Here is a 13447-nt window from a genome sequence, read left to right as displayed (position 1 = left end):
CGACGTCGGGCCCGACGTGGGGCTGAGACTGCTGAGAACCGGAACGGGAGCAGCAAGGTAGGTGTAGCTCAAAGCGTTGCTCGTGCCGCCGGCCGTGGTGACGGTGACAGCGACCGAGGACGGCGACCCGCCAGGCGCAATGACGGTGACCTGTGTCGAGGTGTTGGTGACGATGGCTGCCGCATTCTTCCCGAACTTCACGGAGGTGGCGCCGGTGAGGTTGGTTCCGTTGAGGGTCACCGTATTGCCGCCGGCCGTCGGACCGGACGCCGGACTGACACTGCTGAGGCTCGGGGCCGGGGGCAGGGGCGAGGTGTAGGTGAAGAGCACGTTCTGGGTGCTGGTCCCCGTCGGCGCCGTGACCGTGACGTGAACCGTGCCGGTTCCTGCGGGAGTCTTGGCCGTGATCAGGGTGTCACTCACGATGGTGAACTTGGTGCCTTTGGGGCCGAATTTGACCAGGGTGGCGCCGGTGAAGCCAGAGCCGGTGATGGTGACGCTGGTGCCCCCGGCTGGGGCACCTTGTGCGGGGCTGACGCTGGTCACGACTGGGGCCATGAGCTCTTCTCCTTCTCGTACCGCCTGGGCGATTCCCCCTGGCCGGTGGCTGCCGGCCTGGGCACAGGGGCGTCGCCGCCTGTCCGCATCAGGCTCTGCGGACAGGCGGCGACGTGGATCTGGCGTGGGCGTCTGACCGTCTCGGAAGGTCAGACGATCGTGAAGGCCTGGGCGTTGGAGTCGCCGCCGCAGGTGTGGACCGTGATACTTCCGGCCCCGGTGGCCAGTCCGCTGGGCACGGTGGCGACGAGTTGGGTGTCGCTCACGGGGGTGAAGACCGCGGTGGCGGTGGCGGCGGTGCTGTCGGTGAAGGTGACGGTGTCGACGCCGACGAAATCGGTTCCGGTGACGGTGATCTCCTCGCCCTCCGTGCCCGAGGTGGGCAGCACCGAGGTGATGGCCGGCGTGAGGTAGTAGTCGATCAGAGTGGTGCCCGAGGGGCTGGTGCCGCCGGCGGTGGTGATGCTCAGCGGCTGGGTCGAGACCGTACCGACCTGGCCCGGGTTGGCCGGGGCGGTGAAGGTGACCTGGCTCGGCTGGGTGGGGGTGACCGCCACGGTACCGACGGTCCCCACCCCGACCTGCGTTCCGGAGAGGAAGTTGGTGCCGAACAGCGTGACCGGGCCGCCGGTGGCAGCTGACACGCAGGTTACGCTCGTCCCCGTGGTGGTCGGGGTGGCCAGGACGAAGAACGGAAGCGCGTTGCTGGTGGCGCCGGCGGTGCTGGTGACGCTGACTGAGACCTGGCCGGAGCACGGCGCCGAGCTGGGCACCACGAAGGTGACCTGGGTGGCGGTGACGCTTGTCGGGGTGACCGCCGCCGAACCGAAGTTCACCCTGATGGTCGTCGAGAGCGCGGTGCCGTTGATCTGGACGGTGTCCCCGGCCTTGCCCTGGTTGGTTGTGGTCGTTGTGTCCACTACCGAAGTGATGGTTGCCATGATCTTTCTCCTTCGAAGGTGCCGCTCTGCCGTAAGGGAGCAAGAGCGGACGGATGGTTGACGCGGCCTGCAGCCGCATGGGGACGCTCCAGTGGGCAGTGGGGCGGGAAGACATGTGAAGACCGTTGCCTTGGGGCGTCTGGGCGGCCCGTCTTGTCTTGTGCAGGGACGCGGCGCGCCACTTCACGGGCGCCGGCAATCTCGCTTGCTTCGCGACCGCGGGTCAGTTTGGAGCAGACAGGCCGCGTTCCCCGACCGCACTGTGAAATCCCCGCCGGCGCAGGCAAGTCAAGTGCCCGGCGGTCTCAGCAGGGGACGGTCCAAGGGGCGGTCGCGCCACAGTTGTTCGGGATGTTGCCGGACACATTGCTGGCGAGTAGCGTGACGGAGCCTGCGTTGCGGTAGATGCCACCGCCGTTGACGGTGGCGGTGTTACCGGTGACGCTGCTGGCGGTCATCGTTAGCGCGGTGTCGGTGTAGATACCACCGCCGAACGACGCCCGGCTGTCCCGGACACCGCCCGCAGTCATGGTCACCGACCCGCCGAGGTTGGCGATGCCACCGCCCACGCCGAGGCCGGCGTCACCATTGCTGATGGTGACCGTGGACAAGGTGAGCTGTCCCTGGGCGGAGGGGATTTGTGAGGGACCGTCCACCTCGATGATGCGGAAGGAGGGCGCGTTCGTCGCACGGGTGATTTCGGTGGCCAGCCCGGTCATGGTGATCGGGGTGGTGATGTTCGGCAAGCCCGTCGGACCTTCGCTGCCACCCGTGCTGTGCGCGCCGGTCAGGGTGTAGGTACAGAACGGCGCGAGGATCAGGTCCCCGCCCCCGGCGGCGTTGGCTCCGTCGACGGCATTGACCAACGCCGTCTCGCTGCACGGCACAACCACCGCTTGCGCCCGGTCCGCCGCCTCTGCGTGCGCTGCCGGGACGGTGAGCACGCATAAGAGCCCTCCGGCCGCGCCGACCCTGAACAGTAATCGAAGCATGTTGATGACTCGCACCACGCCTCCTTGGACGTATGAGCCACCCTCATCAGCCGATGCACCGTGAGAGCGCGTCGGCCGACGGTTCCTCCGGTGGGTGCCCTCGGGAACCTGCGACCGCGTGCGCAGGCAGATTCCAATGAGCTGTGTACTCCCCAGCGGAGGGATGGGCAGCCCACCTGTTCGGACAGCACGAGTAACTCATTTGAACTGCCTTACCGGCAAGTGATGCGACGGCCCGTCACCCATTCGGCGGGGCGCACCACCCGGGGCAACAACTGGAACGCGACCACCCCGCGGAGTGGCTGCCGCCGGCGCCGGACGCGCTGTGCCGGTACGGCGCGGAGTGGACCGCGACGAAACTCCGCTGGGGCCTCGCGGACGACGAGATGGAGCGGGACCGGATGCTGGACATCGCGGCCGGCTGCGGCGGCACCGATGTGGAGTTCACCCCCGCCCCGTCAGAAGGCCCACTGGAACGTGCGCTGTCGGCGAGGATGCGCACACAGAGACGGCCGCCCGCCGGAACTGGACTCCAGGGGCGGCCGTGGGAGGCTTCCGGCCGAAACTGGCGCCTCCACGCAGTGGGCGGGGTCAGACACGCCCGAAGAACATGCTGCCGGGTGCGTCGGGGTCGTTCGAGAGGGAGTGCTCACGGATCGCGCGGATGAATTCGTGGTGCGAGATCGCGCCGTCCCCGTCGGTGTCCAGCTTGGTGAACGAGCCCATCGCGTCTGGCGCGTCGCTCTTCCATACATCCCTCAGGAAGCGGGCGAACTCGTTCTTGCTGATCTCGTTGTCGCCGTCGGTGTCGTCGAAGATCGTATGGCCGCCGCCCTCGGTGACGTTGAGCCGACCGGTGTCGATGACCGCGAGGCGGTTGGCCGTGACGAACTGGTCCTTGGTGAGCCGGTCTCCGTCGACGCCCGCGTGGCGCAGCAGTTCCAGCCAGTAGATCTGGCAGAAGGTCTGCAGCGCCCTGGCCCGGCGGTCGTCCCTGGCGAGCTTGTAGGCCTGGATGTAGCGGTCGGCGAGCTTTTGGTTGTCCGTCCAGTCCAGATAGCCGTCCTGCCTCGATCCCGTCGGCCACCTCGTACCGCTCGACCGCCCCGACGCGTTCCTCTCCCTCACCCGGACCGGCGACATCGGCTTCACCGCGCGAGTCGAGCTGTCCGTAGGGGAAACGATGGGCCACCTTCACAAGCTCATCACCACAGTCACCCGCGGCATCACCTACGAACCGGGCGCTGCCGCGCCCGGGACCGCGCTGGAGATCCTGCTCGACAAGCGCCACCAACTCGCCCTTCACACCGGCCACGTCGACGGCCTCAGCCGGCTCCTACGCGATGCCGTCGACACCATCGACGAGCACAGCACCGTCCGGCGACGGACCGTGCTTCCACTGCCACGGCACAGGGCGTACGCACCCCCCATAGGGGGCGGAGGCCGAGCCCGCCTGAGCGCCCGGGCAAGCCTCAGGCGACCCTGGGCAAGCCCTTCGTGCAGGGCTTGCCCAGGCTCCCCTCACGAGCCGTCCCGTCCCGGGCGTAGGACGTCGGCGTAGACCCGGGCCCGAACTCCGGGCTCGCCGGAATCCCGGCGCTCGGGGCCAACGCCTGATGTGGCCCGGCGCTCCTCCAGCGCGGCCGTGACGGTGTCCTCGCCCCCGCCGGTGATGTCCAGCACCACCGGGCCGGGCTCCGCGGTGTGCTGCTCGTCGACCGGCTTCATGCCCTGTTCGACGACGGGCCGCGGGGCACGATTCGCCGACGGACCTGGATTCACCCGAACGTGCGCGAACCCCGGGGCGTAGGGGGCCGGACGATCCTGTCGCGCTCCGCGCGATGCCGCGCCGTCCGCTGATCGGTTTGACAGAGCCGGTGCTGCCACAGAGATGGGAGGACTTACCCCGTGTTGTACGGGGCTTCACGTCGCAAGGGAGAGACGATCTTGGGTGGGTTCCGTATGGCGGCCAACAGACTTCGTACCGGTCATCCCGTTCCGGGTCTGCCGTTCACCGACGACGAACGGCTACCGCTCGACCATCCGGACGCGAGCGGGCGCACCGGCCGGGACCAGGGCGAGGGACTGCGGGGCCGCACCGACCCCTTACCCGGCGGCGGATGGGTCCCCGACCACGGCCGCACGGTCGTGCTGATCACGGACGGCAGCGGGGGCGGGCTTCACCACGACCGGCTGTACGGGCACACCGGCGTCCTCTACCGGCACGGCGGCTACCGGTGTGACGGCACCACTTGGCACCGGCCCGGCATGGTCTTCGACGGCGCCTACGAACGCTACGCCGTCCGCCCAGTCCAGGACGCGCACACCGTCACGGCCGCGGACCTCCTGGTCCACCCCGCCGGCCCGGGCAGGGCGCAGGCCGCCGCCGTCGCCGGGTTCAACGGGCACCAGACGGCCCTGCCCGACTGGCGTGCTCATCTGGCGCTGTGGGCGGGGCACCGCCGGCGCGCGGCGGACCCAAGGCCGCTGGAGGAGTGCGCCGTCGACCTGAAGGCCCCCGAGCCGGAGCCGAGCAGACTGGTGGACCGCGCCGGGCCGGCGAAGATCGCGAACATGCCCGAGGAGGAGCTCCCGCATCCGCGCTACGCGCACCGCGACCTTCCAGAGCCGCAGGCCCGCGGTGCCGGCGGACCCTTGCGGTCGCCGTCCGCGGCCCGGGACCGGGCTACGTCGCGGCCTGCCCATACCGGCCTGCCCACCGGTCGCCCGGCGCACCGGAACCCGTACGCGCGGTCAGTCCTGCGCGTCCGCGGCCGCCGTACGTTCGCTTTGCAGACGGACGCCCGCCGCCCGCGGCCGATGCCCACGCCGGCGAGGCCACGATGAGCAGCACACACCTGGTCCTGCACGACCCCGAGGGGCACCTCGAAGGTGAACTCCCGCTCGACCGCGTGTCCCACGAGTGCCTGGTCAAGGCCGTCCTCGGCTGGAGCGGCGCCCCCGGCCTGCCTGCGGCGGACCTCCAGCAGATCGCGCTCCAGCTGACCGGCGCCGCCCGCGCGGTGGCCGACGACGTCCGCCGAGCTGCCGACCGGCTCCACGAGGACCACCCGGCCCGCGCCCTCGCGGAGGTCGTCCTCGCCGAAGCCGGGCGCTGGCTGTCGGGCACCTTGCGGGGCACCGTCCGCTGCGCCCGGGGCCGTGCGCGTCTCGTCCGCGCCCTCTACGAGCGCCTCGACCGCCTCGACGAGGCCGCGCGCGGGCCCGTCAGGGCTCTAACGGGTCCTGACGAAGGCGTTGGACGTGGCGGTGGGTGAATGCGGGTGGCGAGGCCGAGGAAGGATTCGTGGATGTCGTCGCATCGTTCCCATCGGATGCGGAGCCGGCGCAAGCCGTGGAGCCAGGCGATGGTCCGTTCCACGCACCGGCGGTAGACGCCGAGGCCGGAGCCGTGTGGCACGCCGCGGCGGGCGACCACGGGTTTGACTCCCGTCACCCAGACCAGTCGGCGGTACTTGTCGTGGTCGTATCCGCGGTCGGCCAGGAGCGTGTCCCGGCCGTCTGCGGGGCCGGCCCGACAGGCCGGCGACGGCCGGGATCTTCCGCAGCACCACACCGCACTCATGTTCCGAGCTCCAGACGGAACCTGGCGCTGGACCGGCTTCGCCCCAGGCACCGGCGCGGCTTCACCCAGGGCAGAAGGCCACCCCCTTCCCCCCGCGCCCCGGATCCCTAGGGTGAGAGGGTGAGCACTCATGCGCCGAACGAGTCCCGCGTCATCTCCGTGCGCCCACAGGCTCCGTCGCCCGGTTCCGGCGGGTCGGCCGGCGCCTTGCGGCGACCCGTAGGGCGTCCACAGCCACGCGCGCCGAGGGAGCCCCTGTGGCGTGACCTCGTCGGCGACGTGCTGCGGCGCGAGCGGCTCGCCCAGGAACGCACGCTGAAGGACGTCTCGGAGGCGGCCCGGATCTCGATGCCGTACCTGTCGGAGGTGGAGCGCGGACGCAAGGAGGCATCCTCCGAGGTGCTCGCGGCCGCCGCCCAGGCCCTCGGGCTCGGCCTCGCCGACCTGCTCCTGCTCGCTGGCGATGAGCTGGCCCGGCACACCCGGAGCCGGGTGGCACGTGGCCGCACCTCACCCACGGCGCAGTACGACGGCTTCTGCCTCGCCGCCTGACCGGAACGGGCCGACGGCCGGTACGGCGGGGGCGCGCCCCCGCCGTACCGGCCGCTCGCCGACCCTCGGCCACGGCCGGGTTCGGGCTCAGACGAACGCGAACCGTCGGCTCAGCACCTCGTCGGCGAGCCCGTAGGCCACGGCCTCCTCGGCGGTGAACACCTTCTCCCGGTCCATGTCCGCGCGGAGCGTCGCCACGTCGTGGTGCGTGTGCCGGGACAGGACCTCCTCCACCTGCGAGCGGATGCGGACCACCTCCTTGGCCGCGAGGCTGAGGTCGGAGACCGTCCCCTGCCGGCCGCCGCTGGCCGGCTGGCCGAGCAGCACCCGCGCGTGCCGGAGCACGAACCGTCGCCCGGGATCTCCACCCGCCAGCAGCACCGCCGCCGTCGACGCCGCCTGACCGACGCAGAAGGTGGAGATCGGCGCCTGCACGAACGTCATCGTGTCGTAGATCGCCATCAGCGAAGTGAACGAACCTCCGGGCGAGTTGAGATAGATCGAGATTTCCTGCTCCGGGCTCGCCGACTCCAGGTGCAGGAGCTGCGCGATGACCACGTTGGCGACCCCGTCGTCGATCTCCGTGCCGAGGAAGATGATCCGCTCGTTCAGCAGCCGGCTGAAGACGTCGTAGGACCGCTCGCCCTGCGCGGTCCGCTCGATTACGTACGGAACCGTGTACGACCCCATGTCACAGCCCCGTCCGTCGGCGCGGAGTGGCCGGGCGGATGTCGGCGAGCGACTCCACCACCCGGTCCACCATCCCGTACTCCCTGGCCTGTTCGGCCGTGAACCAGCGGTCCCGGTCGCCGTCCCGCGCGATCGTCTCCTCGCTCTGCCCGGTGTGCTGGGCGGTGATCCGCTCGACGGCCTTCTTGGTGAATTGGAGGTTCTCCGCCTGAATCTCGATGTCCGCGGCGGTGCCGCCGATGCCCGCCGAGGGCTGGTGCATCATGATCCGCGCGTTCGGCAGCGCGAACCGCTTTCCGGGCGTCCCCACGGTGAGCAGGAACTGGCCCATGCTGGCGGCGAAGCCCATCGCCAGCGTCGAGACGTCGTTCGGGATGAGCCGCATCGTGTCGTAGATGGCGAGACCCGCGGTGACCGACCCGCCTGGGCTGTTGACGTACAGGCTGATGTCGGAGCGCGGGTCCTGCGCCGACAGCAGCAGCAGCTGCGCGCACACCCGGTTGGCCGACACCTCGTCGACCTGGGTGCCGAGGAGGACGATCCGCTGGTCGAGCAGCCTAGCCGCGAGGTGGTCGTCGAAGTGGCCGGGCGGTGTGTCGCCCTCCTCCGCGCGGGGCGCGAGCATGGTGAGGGGAGTCATCTCTTCTCCTTGTCGAGGCGGAATGCCGTCGACTCCACTCTTGACCCCGGGACCCCCCCGGACGCCGTTCCTCTGCCCCCGGCAGATCCGCCACGGGCGGACACCACGTCACGACACTGGTAGTCGCCCCCCCCGGGTCTGCGCCGTCCCCCGCCCTGCAGGGAGCATCGACAACCAGCATCTCAGGACACGATCCCGCCGCTGGGAGCACCTGAGCGGGGGATGCCACCTCGTGATCAGCCACTTAGACCGTGTCCTATGTGGTGAGGCGGACGAGCCGCTTGTAGCAGCAGAGGGCAGCAGCGAGGCCGAGAAAGGCCAGGTAGTTGCGGGAGTGGCGCTCGTAGCGGTGGTTGAGCCGGCGGTAGCCGGTGAGCCAGGACATGGTCCGTTCGATCACCCATCGGCGGCGCCCGAGTCGTTCGCTGGACTCAATGCCTTTGCGTGCGATGCGGACGCCGATCCGCTTGCCCCGTAGCCATTTCCGCAGTTCAGGTGTGTCGTAGGCCTTGTCGGCGTGTAGGCGCTGGGGTTTGAAGTGGCGGCCGCAACTACGTAGTGATCACGTACTACGCCCCGGCCTTCCGGGGCTATTGATCCGAGACGGTTTGGGTTCTGGGTCGTGGGTGGGGTGTGAGCGATCTGGTGGGGGACGCGCGGCAGGAGGCCCTGCGGCTGCGGGCGGTGGCCGCGTTGGTGGCGGGGCGGGACCGTGAGGACGTGGCGGCGGTGTTCGGGGTGTCGCTGAAGGCGGTCGACAAGTGGTGGGTGAAGTGGCAGGCGGGCGGCCGGGAGGCGCTGGTCGTACGGCCGCGGGGCAAGCCGGTCGGGGTGCACCAGGTGCTCGGGGAGGCCGAGCAGGGCGCCGTGCGGCAGGCCGTCCTCGACCATCGACCCTGTGACGTGGGCTTGAGCGGGCAGTTGTGGACGCGGCGGACGGTGAACCGGAGAGCGAGTACTTCGCGCCGGGCGAGCTCACAAGCGACGTGGTCGAGACCTACAACCATCCGGAAAACGAACTGCGCGGAGTGCGGCGTACCTTCGATCTCCAGGTCACGGCCCCGGACATGCCGGTGCTGCGGCTGGTGGACGGCAAGTCCCTGGTCACCTGCTTGGCAGGGTAAGTCGGGTGCGTCCGCCTACTACGCCTTCTGGTACGGGAAGAACAATCCGCGGGACGCTACTCGGCGGTGGGAACAAGCACTGGCTGAGCACGAAGGTGCGACTCAGCATGACGGTCACGTTCGAGGTCGCACCCCAGGGCCGGACCGAGGTCGTGGGATGCAACTGCCTGAGGCCCGCGCTGCTTTCAGCCGAAGGAATAGCCGACTGAGACCGTGTCCTATGTGGTGAGGAGAACGAGCCGCTTGGAGCAGCAGATGGCTGCGGCGGGGCCGAGGAATGCCGGGTAGTTGCGGGGACGGCGTTCGTAACGGTGGTTGGGCCGGCGGTAGCCGGTCAGCCAGGACATCGCTCCGCTGAACGCTTGGCTGTCGTGGGGATGGGCGGCCGAGGGGCCGACACGAGGGGCTGGCCCACGGACAAGTTGGCCGCGCTCCGCCACGGCAGGAGGCTGGTCGCGGGAGTCCCGTCACCGCCGGCCCGCCGGGCGTTTGTGGACGTCCGCCCCGTGAAGAGCGAGTCCGATGCACAAGCGCGGGGCCGAGCTGCCGGCGGGCCGTCAGGGCTCGCCGCGCAGGGCGCGCCTGCGGTCGTGCAGCACCAGCAGGATGGTCATCCCCATGACCGCTCCCAGGACGATGCCGGCCTCGCTGGTCAGCACGTGTGCCAGCGGGTACTCAGGAGAGGGCTGCGCGTCGGCGCGCGTGGCGGACAAGCCGTTGTACGCGGCTTGGGAGAAGAGCGTTGCCGACGAGATCCATGCCGCCGCCATGGGGGGCAGGAACCTCCGTGACCCGCGGCGGGTGGTCAGCACGAGGAGGCCCCACGCTCCCGCGAGGGCCCACGCGCCGGTGCTGAATGACAGGAGGTGCCACCACACATCGCGTTCATCGAGCAGGGTCGGGTCGAGGCCGAGGGCGCCGCCCGTCGCCCAGTACACCTTGGTGACGCCGAGCAGGATGCTGCCGACGGCGACGAGCCCGGCGAGGCCGGTCTGCAGCCGCCGGGTGTTCCCCGGACGTTCCGCGTAGTCGGTCGGGCCGCCGAGCGCCTCCGGCCACCGCGCCTTGGCGTAGCCCGCCAGACCGAGCGGCAGACCGATGCCGATCCCGACCAGGGAGACCATGACGAGCATCTGTTCGTAGGCCCAGATGTCGGCGGCCCCGGCCTCCTTGTCCCGGGCCATGGCGGCTGGGCCGAGCACCGGTGCCAGGAAGACCACGGGAACGAGCAGGCCGGTGCCCACCCATACGGGCAGGGCCACCAGCCATGCGGGCAGCCGCTCACCCCACGGCCGGCAGAACGCCATCGCCAGCACGATGGCCACCGCGGCGAGTGCCGCGGTGGCCGCGTTGATCGTGCGCCAGCCGGTTTCGCCCATCTGCTCGGTCGAAAGGAAGAGACCGAAGGTCCAGACGATCTTGATCAGCAGGTACGGAGTGACCGCGACGGCGACGCCGTAACCGCTGATGCGACGCATTCTCAGCAAGGGCGACGTGGCCGGCCCCGCGACCGGAGCTTCGCCGCTCGGGCCGGGGCGCAGTGCATCGGTGTTCATGCTGTCCAGCCTCCCGACGATGCGGCCGGATCGGATCCTCCCGCCGAACCATTGCGCTCCCCCTCACGGGGGAGGCACAGGCCCGTGGCCGGGCCGCGGCTCCGCTCCGGCAGGCCCGGGAGACCGACGAGCGCGCGGCCTGCCGCGCGCGGCGTGCCCGGCAGCGGTCGTGCCGCCCCGTGGTCACGGACCTGCCCGGTCCTCGCTGTCGCGCTGATCGTCGAGGTGAGCGGTCAGGTCGGGCCAGTATGCGGACCACCGCACCAGATCGCCCGCAGTCAACGACCACCGGGAACGCAGGGCTTCGTCCGGCAGGATGCGGACGCAGGTCCCCGTGGTCCCGTCGGCTTCGACGGGCCGCAGGTCGGTCACCGGAACGCCGTGCTCATAGCGCTGGCTCCAGGATCCGTTGAAACGGCGGTTGGTATGGATCAGCCACTCGCTGAGCGCTGCGACGACGGACATGCCGCGACGCGGATGTCCGTCCGGCAGCCGCTCCACCTCCGGGAGGTCGAAGAATCGAAGGTCCTTCGTGGCCATGATCGGTTTCTTCACCACTCGGCCGTGCTCGTCAACCCGAGTGTCGGTGCCCCGGCCGTCATCTTTCACCGACGCCGAGCCGTCGGCATGCAGCGTGACCACACACTGTCCGCCGCCCCGGCTCGCTGCCTCGTCAGCGGCGTAAGCAACGATCTCGAGAACGAGGTGTTCGGGTCCGTCCGGCGCGAACTCTGCGGATGCCTGCCGGATCCGATCGAGATGGTCCGCGTCCACGGTGCCGGTCCATTCGTGCGTGGTGTTGACCCAAGAAGCCCTTGATCCATCCATCGGGCAAGTATCCGTCGGGTTCTCGTTCGGGCTGCAGCATCGAACCACGACTCAGCGGGGCCCTTGCCGCCGGCCGGGAACCACCGCCACGCACGGCATGCGCGCGTGATGAGTGGGCCGGGCGTCCGTCATGGCTGTACGGGTGGCTGCCGGGTGTTCTCCGCTATGACCCGAGCAGGTCGGAAGTGGCCTATGCAAAGCATCGGTGATTCTCTCTTGGAGACCCAACAGCCTTCTAGACACGCGGCAATTGAGCTTGCCGCCCCCGCTCTGCGCCTCATAGGATCTTCGCAGTAGCGATCCACCTCAGGGGGCATTGTGGTATCACGCCTACGTCTCGCCGGGGCGTCAGCCATCGCGCTGACCGCCATCATCGGCCTGGCCAGCCCGGCATCCGCATCCGACGAGTACCGCTGTACCGGCTACCAGCACATCGAACTCCCGACCAACGGGTTCAACACCGACATCACCAGTCGCGTGTGCGTCTGGCGAAACTTCAGCGGCCAGGTCCGGGCTTCCGCATCCTTCAGCTGGCAAGAGGGCGGCAGCGGCAAGTTCAACAAGCTGCTGCTCAGCACTCGGCTGGAGAAGAACGACGTCTTGAAGACGAGCGCCGTCTGCAACTACAAGAGCGCGGTCAACTCCAAGGAGGCCGGCGGCGGGTATGTCTGCTGGACGCCGTGGACCTCCGTGCCGGCAGGCGGCATCACAGGCGACGCCGGGCTCGTCTATGACATCGCCGATGACGGCAAGGGCGACTTCCTCTGGAACCTCGGCGGCAGCCCGTCCATCTGATGCCTCGCTTCGTTCACTTCTATTGATCCGAAACGCTTTGGATTCAGGCTCGTTGACGGTGCGTGAGTGATCTGGTGGGGGATGCGCGGGCCTGGTCGCCGGATGCGCAGGAGGCCGCGCGGTTGCTGGCGGTGTCCGCGCTGGTGGAGGGCCGGGACCGGGTGGAGGTTGCCGCCCTGTTCAAGGTGTCGGTGAAGGCCGTGGACAACTGGTGGGTGAGGTGGCGGGCCGGCGGCCGGGAGGCACTGCTGTGCCGCCCGCGAGGCCGTCGCGTGGGTGAGCACCAGGTCCTGTCGGAGGCCGAGCAGGCTGCCGTCCGGCAGGCTGTCCTCGATCACATCCCCTCCGACCTGGGACTTTCGGGTCAGCTGTGGACACGGGGGCAGATAGGCGAGCTGATCTTCAAGCTGTACGGCGTCCGCTTCACCGAGCCCGGGGTGGGCAACTACCTCAAGCGTTGGGGGCTGACCTTCCAGCGTCCGGACAAGCGGGCGGTCGAGCAGGACCCGGAAGCGGTCCGCCTCTGGCACGAGGAGACCTGGCCGGCGATCCGGTCCAGGGCGAAGGCGGAGAACGGCGAAGTCCTCTTCGCCGACCAGGTCGGGATCCGCTCGGACCAGGTCACCGGCCGCACCTGGGGCGCCAAGGGCCGGACGCCGGTCGTCCGCCGGACCGGGAACCGGTTCTCCGTGAACGCGATGTCCGCGATCAGCACCCGCGGCCGGATGCACTTCATGGTCTTCACCGAGTCGTTCGACGCGAAGGTCATGTGCCGCTTCCTCGCCCGGATCGTCGGGCACTTCGACCGGAAGATCCACCTGATCGTCGACCGGCACTCGGCCCACCGCTCGAAGACTGTCCGGGAGTGGCTCGCCGACCACAACGGCGAGATCGAGCTGCACTTCCTGCCCTCGTACTCTCCCGAACTGAACCCCGACAAGCTGGTCAACGCCGACCTCAAACGCAGCCTGCCCCACACCCACCGGGCCAGGAACCAGGCCGAACTCGCCGCCGAAACTCGCAGGTTCTTCCACCGCCGACAACGTCAGCCACACATCGTCCGCGGCTACTTCGGCGGCCCGCACGTCCGCTACTGAACTTGATTGGGTGATGTCGGAGCCGTTCGCATGACGGCGGCCGGTCCGCTCCGGTAGCCCTGGACCGTGAGATACGCACAGGGCGGCG

General features: G+C 69.7%; 15 protein-coding genes and 4 pseudogenes. 7 read left to right on the top strand and 12 right to left on the bottom strand.

The features are described 5' to 3' along the window. The 5 genes from ACFWFZ_RS31280 to ACFWFZ_RS31260 form a co-directional block, all read right to left on the bottom strand. A partial coding sequence (locus ACFWFZ_RS31280; RefSeq protein ID WP_387126821.1) for an IPT/TIG domain-containing protein occupies nucleotides 1-558 on the bottom strand: 558 nt, incomplete at its 3' end. Between the two features lie 149 nt (nucleotides 559-707). Further along, complete coding sequence (locus tag ACFWFZ_RS31275; RefSeq protein WP_387126818.1) at nucleotides 708-1499, bottom strand: IPT/TIG domain-containing protein; 792 nt, start codon at nucleotides 1497-1499, stop codon at nucleotides 708-710. 305 nt (nucleotides 1500-1804) lie between these two features. Next, a complete protein-coding gene (locus tag ACFWFZ_RS31270) occupies nucleotides 1805-2506 on the bottom strand; it encodes a hypothetical protein (RefSeq protein ID WP_387126816.1) in 702 nt (233 codons plus the stop codon). A gap of 576 nt (nucleotides 2507-3082) precedes the next feature. Beyond that, nucleotides 3083-3634 carry an EF-hand domain-containing protein gene (locus ACFWFZ_RS31265; RefSeq protein WP_387126885.1) on the bottom strand — a complete coding sequence of 184 codons (552 nt, stop codon included), beginning with the start codon at nucleotides 3632-3634 and terminating at the stop codon, nucleotides 3083-3085. A 378-nt stretch (nucleotides 3635-4012) separates the two neighbouring features. Beyond that, nucleotides 4013-4219 carry a DUF6207 family protein gene (locus ACFWFZ_RS31260; protein WP_387126814.1) on the bottom strand — a complete coding sequence of 69 codons (207 nt, stop codon included), beginning with the start codon at nucleotides 4217-4219 and terminating at the stop codon, nucleotides 4013-4015. Between the two features lie 234 nt (nucleotides 4220-4453). On the opposite strand from ACFWFZ_RS31260, the gene ACFWFZ_RS31255 reads away from it, so the two are divergent. Beyond that, nucleotides 4454-5338, top strand: coding sequence for a hypothetical protein (locus tag ACFWFZ_RS31255; RefSeq protein WP_387126812.1), 885 nt, complete (start codon nucleotides 4454-4456; stop codon nucleotides 5336-5338). Continuing rightward, entirely contained in the window at nucleotides 5335-5769 is a 435-nt protein-coding gene (locus tag ACFWFZ_RS31250) for a DUF6415 family natural product biosynthesis protein (RefSeq protein WP_387126810.1), read from the top strand. Before ACFWFZ_RS31255 ends, ACFWFZ_RS31250 begins: the two co-directional genes overlap by 4 nt. On the opposite strand, the pseudogene ACFWFZ_RS31245 reads toward ACFWFZ_RS31250, so the two are convergent. After that, a pseudogene (locus ACFWFZ_RS31245) lies at nucleotides 5763-6042 on the bottom strand (IS5/IS1182 family transposase); the annotation flags it as partial. The gene ACFWFZ_RS31250 and the pseudogene ACFWFZ_RS31245 sit on opposite strands and share 7 nt — an antisense overlap. Nucleotides 6043-6197: 155 nt before the next feature. On the opposite strand from ACFWFZ_RS31245, the gene ACFWFZ_RS31240 reads away from it, so the two are divergent. Continuing rightward, nucleotides 6198-6629, top strand: a complete 432-nt coding sequence (locus tag ACFWFZ_RS31240) for a helix-turn-helix domain-containing protein (protein ID WP_387126808.1) — start codon at nucleotides 6198-6200, stop codon at nucleotides 6627-6629. Between the two features lie 87 nt (nucleotides 6630-6716). Here the strand turns inward: ACFWFZ_RS31240 and ACFWFZ_RS31235 are convergent, their stop codons facing one another. From ACFWFZ_RS31235 to ACFWFZ_RS31225, 3 genes and pseudogenes are all read right to left on the bottom strand, one after another. Continuing rightward, the gene (locus tag ACFWFZ_RS31235; RefSeq protein WP_387126806.1) at nucleotides 6717-7319 is read right to left on the bottom strand and encodes a ClpP family protease; all 603 of its coding nucleotides are present in this window, start codon (nucleotides 7317-7319) and stop codon (nucleotides 6717-6719) included. 1 nt (nucleotide 7320) lies between these two features. Next, nucleotides 7321-7959, bottom strand: a complete 639-nt coding sequence (locus tag ACFWFZ_RS31230; protein WP_387126804.1) for a ClpP family protease — start codon at nucleotides 7957-7959, stop codon at nucleotides 7321-7323. A 256-nt stretch (nucleotides 7960-8215) separates the two neighbouring features. Continuing rightward, nucleotides 8216-8506, bottom strand: a pseudogene (locus ACFWFZ_RS31225) (transposase); the annotation flags it as partial. Between the two features lie 86 nt (nucleotides 8507-8592). Here ACFWFZ_RS31225 and ACFWFZ_RS31220 point away from each other — a divergent pair. Further along, a pseudogene (locus ACFWFZ_RS31220) lies at nucleotides 8593-8721 on the top strand (IS630 family transposase); the annotation flags it as partial. A gap of 161 nt (nucleotides 8722-8882) precedes the next feature. After that, entirely contained in the window at nucleotides 8883-9083 is a 201-nt protein-coding gene (locus ACFWFZ_RS31215; protein ID WP_387126893.1) for a hypothetical protein, read from the top strand. A gap of 218 nt (nucleotides 9084-9301) precedes the next feature. On the opposite strand, the pseudogene ACFWFZ_RS31210 reads toward ACFWFZ_RS31215, so the two are convergent. From ACFWFZ_RS31210 to ACFWFZ_RS31200, 3 genes and pseudogenes are all read right to left on the bottom strand, one after another. Then, nucleotides 9302-9430: pseudogene (locus ACFWFZ_RS31210) on the bottom strand (IS5/IS1182 family transposase); the annotation flags it as partial. 210 nt (nucleotides 9431-9640) lie between these two features. Then, nucleotides 9641-10639, bottom strand: coding sequence for a hypothetical protein (locus ACFWFZ_RS31205; RefSeq protein WP_387126802.1), 999 nt, complete (start codon nucleotides 10637-10639; stop codon nucleotides 9641-9643). 183 nt (nucleotides 10640-10822) lie between these two features. Then, nucleotides 10823-11413: an ATP-binding protein gene (locus ACFWFZ_RS31200; protein WP_387126800.1), complete on the bottom strand. Its 591-nt coding sequence runs from the start codon at nucleotides 11411-11413 to the stop codon at nucleotides 10823-10825. Nucleotides 11414-11785: 372 nt separating this feature from the next. Here ACFWFZ_RS31200 and ACFWFZ_RS31195 point away from each other — a divergent pair, with 372 nt between their 5' ends. Together ACFWFZ_RS31195 and ACFWFZ_RS31190 are read left to right on the top strand one after the other, a co-directional pair. Next, nucleotides 11786-12262, top strand: coding sequence for a hypothetical protein (locus tag ACFWFZ_RS31195; protein WP_387126797.1), 477 nt, complete (start codon nucleotides 11786-11788; stop codon nucleotides 12260-12262). Nucleotides 12263-12324: 62 nt separating this feature from the next. Next, the gene (locus tag ACFWFZ_RS31190; protein ID WP_387126794.1) at nucleotides 12325-13359 is read left to right on the top strand and encodes an IS630 family transposase; all 1035 of its coding nucleotides are present in this window, start codon (nucleotides 12325-12327) and stop codon (nucleotides 13357-13359) included. Nucleotides 13360-13447: the final 88 nt, after the last annotated feature.

The organism is Streptomyces sp. NPDC060232 (genome assembly GCF_042726555.1).
GTDB lineage: Bacteria > Actinomycetota > Actinomycetes > Streptomycetales > Streptomycetaceae > Streptomyces.
The sequence above is the reverse complement of the archived record's forward strand: the minus strand, read 5'-3'. Positions and strand labels throughout refer to the sequence as shown.

Bases quoted from the DNA above. Each gene is read 5' to 3' on its own strand.
- ACFWFZ_RS31275 (WP_387126818.1), bottom strand. From the start codon at position 1,499: ATGGCAACCATCACTTCGGTAGTGGACACAACGACCACAACCAACCAG.
- ACFWFZ_RS31265 (WP_387126885.1), bottom strand. From the start codon at position 3,634: ATGTCGCCGGTCCGGGTGAGGGAGAGGAACGCGTCGGGGCGGTCGAGC.
- ACFWFZ_RS31260 (WP_387126814.1), bottom strand. From the start codon at position 4,219: ATGAAGCCGGTCGACGAGCAGCACACCGCGGAGCCCGGCCCGGTGGTG.
- ACFWFZ_RS31255 (WP_387126812.1), top strand. From the start codon at position 4,454: ATGGCGGCCAACAGACTTCGTACCGGTCATCCCGTTCCGGGTCTGCCG.
- ACFWFZ_RS31250 (WP_387126810.1), top strand. From the start codon at position 5,335: ATGAGCAGCACACACCTGGTCCTGCACGACCCCGAGGGGCACCTCGAA.
- ACFWFZ_RS31235 (WP_387126806.1), bottom strand. From the start codon at position 7,319: ATGGGGTCGTACACGGTTCCGTACGTAATCGAGCGGACCGCGCAGGGC.
- ACFWFZ_RS31230 (WP_387126804.1), bottom strand. From the start codon at position 7,959: ATGACTCCCCTCACCATGCTCGCGCCCCGCGCGGAGGAGGGCGACACA.
- ACFWFZ_RS31205 (WP_387126802.1), bottom strand. From the start codon at position 10,639: ATGAACACCGATGCACTGCGCCCCGGCCCGAGCGGCGAAGCTCCGGTC.